The sequence below is a fragment of the Microvirga sp. Mcv34 genome, from assembly GCF_024519725.1.
GTDB lineage: Bacteria > Pseudomonadota > Alphaproteobacteria > Rhizobiales > Beijerinckiaceae > Microvirga.
Map to the genome: position 1 here is coordinate 1 of NZ_JALJRK010000171.1, position 4,353 is coordinate 4,353.

Annotated in this window: 7 protein-coding genes; 3 read left to right on the forward strand and 4 right to left on the reverse strand. The window is 65.0% G+C overall.

Annotation, left to right across the window (positions count from 1 at the left end):
• Positions 1-309: 309 nt before the first annotated feature.
• From OC446_RS29465 to OC446_RS29475, 3 genes are read left to right on the forward strand one after another with little or no spacing between them, the layout of a single operon-like run.
• Complete coding sequence (locus tag OC446_RS29465) at positions 310-1,905, forward strand: S10 family peptidase (protein WP_262032456.1); 1,596 nt, start codon at positions 310-312, stop codon at positions 1,903-1,905.
• 11 nt (positions 1,906-1,916) lie between these two features.
• Positions 1,917-2,291 carry a hypothetical protein gene (locus tag OC446_RS29470; RefSeq protein ID WP_262032462.1) on the forward strand — a complete coding sequence of 125 codons (375 nt, stop codon included), beginning with the start codon at positions 1,917-1,919 and terminating at the stop codon, positions 2,289-2,291.
• Positions 2,292-2,300: 9 nt separating this feature from the next.
• Positions 2,301-2,807 (forward strand): hypothetical protein, encoded by a 507-nt coding sequence (locus OC446_RS29475; RefSeq protein WP_262032457.1) that lies wholly within the window; start codon positions 2,301-2,303, stop codon positions 2,805-2,807.
• A gap of 28 nt (positions 2,808-2,835) precedes the next feature.
• Here OC446_RS29475 and OC446_RS29480 read toward each other — a convergent pair whose 3' ends face one another.
• From OC446_RS29480 to OC446_RS29495, 4 genes are all read right to left on the reverse strand, one after another.
• Positions 2,836-2,973, reverse strand: coding sequence for a hypothetical protein (locus tag OC446_RS29480; RefSeq protein ID WP_262032458.1), 138 nt, complete (start codon positions 2,971-2,973; stop codon positions 2,836-2,838).
• Between the two features lie 226 nt (positions 2,974-3,199).
• Positions 3,200-3,487, reverse strand: coding sequence for a hypothetical protein (locus tag OC446_RS29485; protein ID WP_262032459.1), 288 nt, complete (start codon positions 3,485-3,487; stop codon positions 3,200-3,202).
• Between the two features lie 153 nt (positions 3,488-3,640).
• Entirely contained in the window at positions 3,641-3,778 is a 138-nt protein-coding gene (locus OC446_RS29490; protein ID WP_262032460.1) for a hypothetical protein, read from the reverse strand.
• A gap of 84 nt (positions 3,779-3,862) precedes the next feature.
• Positions 3,863-4,045: a hypothetical protein gene (locus tag OC446_RS29495; RefSeq protein ID WP_262032461.1), complete on the reverse strand. Its 183-nt coding sequence runs from the start codon at positions 4,043-4,045 to the stop codon at positions 3,863-3,865.
• Positions 4,046-4,353: the final 308 nt, after the last annotated feature.

Below are 4,353 nucleotides of genomic sequence, written 5' to 3' on the forward strand. Positions count from 1 at the left end.
CGGACGGGAATGACACCTGCGCCATGAGGGGCGGCCATCCCGATCCGGAAAGGCTCGGCGCTTCACTCCATCGGGATCAGCGGCACGAGGCCGATGATGACGGCGAGCGACGGATGCCCTTCCATTCCACTTTGCTCCGGCCGGGACTGATACCGAGCGCACTCACCCGAGCCCGATAGCGGGCATAAGCCCGCCGTGACCTGGATGAGGCTCGCAATCGGGCAGCCGAACACGAAGACTTCATCGATTTCGTGCTTGCAACGGGAGGGATACTCTCCAGTTTCACGCAGGCCAAACAAGGATTTCCCGATGACCCGAGCGACGCGCCTTCCTCTCTATGCCGCCCTTGTCCTGTCCTTGGCGACGCCCCTGGCAGCGGGCGCGCAGGAGCAGGCGGGCAGTCGGGACCAGCAGGCCCAAGGCCAGCAGGAGGCGCGCCGGCCGCAGGCCCAGGCCCAGACCGAGGCCCGGACCCAGGCGAGGAACGCGCAGGCCCTGCCGCCGGAATCGGTGACCCGTCACAGCCTGCAGCTCCCGGGCCGGAGCCTGTCCTTCACCGCCACGGCGGGACACCTGACCCTGACCGACCAGCAGGGCGCGCCCCAGGCCGAGATCGGGTTCGTGGCCTATACGCGGGACGACGCGGATCCCGCGACGCGACCGGTGACGTTCGCCGTGAACGGCGGACCGGGCGCGTCGTCGGCCTACTTGCATCTTCTCGCCATCGGCCCCTGGCTCCTGCCGATGAACGGGCCGGCGATCAGCCCCTCGGCTCCGACGGCCCTCGTGCCCAACGCGGAAACATGGCTCGACTTCACCGATCTCGTGTTCATCGATCCGCCCGGCACCGGCTACAGCCGCGTGGTCGGAGGCGATCAGGTGCGGGAGCGGCTCTATTCCGTCCAGGGCGACATCGATGCGCTCGCGGCCGTGGTGATGCGCTGGCTGAAGGAGAAGAACCGGCTCACCTCGCCGAAATTCTTCGTCGGCGAGAGCTATGGCGGCTTCCGCGGCCCGCTCCTAGCCCAGAAGCTGCAGAGCGACCAGGGCGTCGGCTTCAGCGGGCTTGTCCTCGTCTCGCCGGTCTTCGATTTCGACTGGCTCGAGCAGGGGACAGCGGGCGCTCCCTGGACTCATGCGGCGCTCCTGCCGTCGCTGGCCGCCGCGAGACTGTCTCGGAATGGAGCCGTGTCTCGCGATGCGCTGAAAGATGCGGAAACCTACGCGTCGGGCGAGTATCTCATCGATCTCATGCGCGGCTTGCAGGACAAAGACGCCGTGGACCGGATCAGCCGTCGCGTGGCGGAATTCAGCGGGCTCGATCCCGAACTCACGCGGCGCCTCGCGGGGCGCATCGACATGCGCACGGCGCAGCGGGAGCTCCGGCGGGAAGCGTCGGAGGTGGTGAGCGCCTACGACACCAATGTGGCCGGTGCCGATCCCAATCCGACGTCCCAGTCATCACGCTTCGAGGATCCTGTGCTCGACGCGATGACCGCGCCTCTGACGAGCGCGATCATCCATCATCTGACCGACACCCTGAACTACAAGGCCGAAGGACGCTACAACCTGCTGAACGGATCGGTCACCGGCGCATGGCGCTGGGGCGGCGGTCGCAACGGCCCTGAAAATCTCGACGAACTGCGCCAGGCGCTGTCCCTCGACGGCAAGCTGCGCGTCCTCGTCGCTCACGGCTTCACCGATCTTGTGACGCCCTATTACGCTTCACAGCTTCTCTTGAACCAGCTTCCCGACCTTGGGCCGGAGAGGCGGGTGGCTTTGAGTGTTTACGACGGCGGCCACATGTTTTATTCGCGGGAGACGTCGCGGCAGGCCTTCAGGGCCGATGTGCAGCGGCTTTTCGAACAGGCCCTACAGGCGAGGGCGGTCGACAGCGGGGATTGATGGTGATGCGTATGAAGGTTCTCTCGGGCGTCGCTTTCGCGGCGTTGGTTCTGGCCGGCTGCACCAGCACGGGCAATGCCCCGTCTGCTCCGGTCGTGTTGCCGGCTCCCGCCGTACCTTCGGCGTCTCTTGGGCCTAAAATCGACGGCCCCGTGCTCGGGCCGGATGGCCAGTGCACCGTCAGGGCCTGGGGAACGGCCACCGCGATCGAGCCCGGCATTACGGAATGCGATCTCGTGCGCCTGAAGGGCAAGCCCGCGACCGATGTGCTCGTCGGCGAGAGTGGCAAGGGGCAGCGCGAGGTCCAGGTGCTTTATTCCGAGCCCGGCGGACGCGAGCTGTATTTCTTCGTGAACAACAAGCTGGACCGCGTGGTGAAGCCGTAAGGACGGGCCATGGCCAGGCGCATCCGCTCGGCCCTTGCAGCCGGCCTGATTCTCCTGCCCGACCTGAGCCTCGGACAAGACCTGACGCGCATCGACGACGCCTGGGGTCACTACCGCAACGCGCGTTTCGGCACGTCGCTCGACGTGCCGGGGATCTTCACGAGCGCCGAGCCTGCGCCGGCAAACGGCGACGGGCGCACCTTCCGAACCGCCGACGGCGCGGAGCTTCGCGTCTTCGGGAGCTACAGCGCGACGACGGTCGCGGAGGATTTCGCCGCGTATCGGACCTGGCTGCTTGAGCGTCTGCGCGACGAGGGCGTGACCGTCACCTACAAGGCTCAAGGCAAGAACTGGCTTGTCGCCTCCGGTACCCGGGGGCGCGACATCGTCTATGCGAAGGCCGTCGAGGGCTGCGGCGCCACCCATGAGATCCGGGTTAGGTATCCAATCGCCCGCAGGCAGTTCTACGATCCGTTGATGGGGCCCCTAGCGCGTTCGCTCGGTTGTCTGCCGTAGCGGCAAGCCGGGAGCCGAACATCGCGGGTCAGTGGAGGAGAAACGCGGTCCATCCGAGCATCGCGATGCCGCAGGCCAGACCGACCCAGCGGAAGGCTCGCGCCCAGTTGTCTTGGGCCGGGTTGCTCGGGGCCGGTTCGGCAAAGTCGTCTTCGTCCTCAACCATGGCAGATCTTCGTTTCCTCCGATTTTGGCAGGAAGGAAATCTCAAGCCCGACGAAGAGTCGAGCGATATTCAGCACATATCCCGTATAATCCGACGCATAGCTCGTTCGAAACGACGCCGGTTCCGGCTTGAAACATAGGAAATCACGTCGAACTCACACCCGATGCTTTCTCGTTCCGGTGCGCGGTCTCTCTTCGCGCAAAACAGGCCTGCGTTCGCCACTCTCTCAGAGGTCGGTCGGGCCTGCTCGCTGGCAACCGCAGATGGCGCCGGAAACGGCGCACTGGTAGAGGCGCCTGATGTCGTCGAGGCTGCGGATGGCGGGGCCCGTTTGCCGTTGAATGATGGCGCTCAACTGCCTGAACTTGTCGTCGGACCAGTCCTCGATCACCACGGTCACGGCTTTTCGAAGAGGCAGGGTCGCGACCTTCACCGGCATGAGCGCGGCATTGCGCATCGGTCTGCCGATGGCAAACAGATCGACGATCTCTTCAAGGTCATGGGCGGCGTTCAAGATCCTCTCCATTCGGGCCGAGTCATAGAGTCGACGGCATAGGAATGTCGCAGCCGGGAGCATGCTGGTTCAAATGTCCAAAGGAGTTAAGCAACAGCCATCATGGACGAGCCGAATGGGCTTGCATCGGCGCCCGAAATCCCGCGGACGTCCTCATCGCCACAGGGATGGGAGCGAGATCGGCGGGACATTGTCGTTGCCGGGCTCGATCTCTTTGGGCCGGAGTAGGGCGAGCGGCACGAAAGCCCGTGAGAAGAGCCGCGCCGTGCAGTAGGACATGACTTGGTTCATCGCAGCCTCCATCAAAGGCAGGCGAACGCTAACTCATGGGTGGTCGAACGGATGTGCTGTGCCGCACTCAATGCTTACCTGGAGTTACCTAGCGGCCTGTTGCCCGAGGCAAGCCGTGCGTCTCAAATGCAGGCGAATTCTTAGTTTGCCCTGCGAGCGGAGCGCATTGTCGTTGACGGCGAACGCGGAACTCTCCGTCAGATGGGCCAACGGCAGCACGCCCTCGGCGAACACCCTGTCGGTGCAGGCGGAAATGTGGATTCTCATATGTCAGCCTCCCCAAAAGGCATCTTCGAGAATACGTTCCTGCTGCGATTCTGGGCGGACCCCGAGTAGGTAACCCTCGCGCCCTGGGGGAGTAGGTACGAGGGGGTACGGAGGCCGAGGATCCGTTCACGCCTCCGGTTCCGGGGTGGTCCCGCACGGTCGTCTCGTCAGTAGACGTAGCGGCGAACGGGGCGCTCGTAACCCTCGTCGTATTCACCAGGGTCGCGGTCATAGCCGCGTGGCGGCCGGCGATACCCGTCGCCGCGCCACCGGTCGTCGCGTTCATATCGGCGGGCGACATAGGCGCA

What these genes read in the sequence shown, in the direction of transcription:
- OC446_RS29470 (WP_262032462.1), top strand. Translation starts at nt 1,917, where the DNA reads ATGAAGGTTCTCTCGGGCGTCGCTTTCGCGGCGTTGGTTCTGGCCGGC.
- OC446_RS29490 (WP_262032460.1), bottom strand. Translation starts at nt 3,778, where the DNA reads ATGAACCAAGTCATGTCCTACTGCACGGCGCGGCTCTTCTCACGGGCT.
- OC446_RS29475 (WP_262032457.1), top strand. Translation starts at nt 2,301, where the DNA reads ATGGCCAGGCGCATCCGCTCGGCCCTTGCAGCCGGCCTGATTCTCCTG.
- OC446_RS29480 (WP_262032458.1), bottom strand. Translation starts at nt 2,973, where the DNA reads ATGGTTGAGGACGAAGACGACTTTGCCGAACCGGCCCCGAGCAACCCG.
- OC446_RS29495 (WP_262032461.1), bottom strand. Translation starts at nt 4,045, where the DNA reads ATGAGAATCCACATTTCCGCCTGCACCGACAGGGTGTTCGCCGAGGGC.
- OC446_RS29465 (WP_262032456.1), top strand. Translation starts at nt 310, where the DNA reads ATGACCCGAGCGACGCGCCTTCCTCTCTATGCCGCCCTTGTCCTGTCC.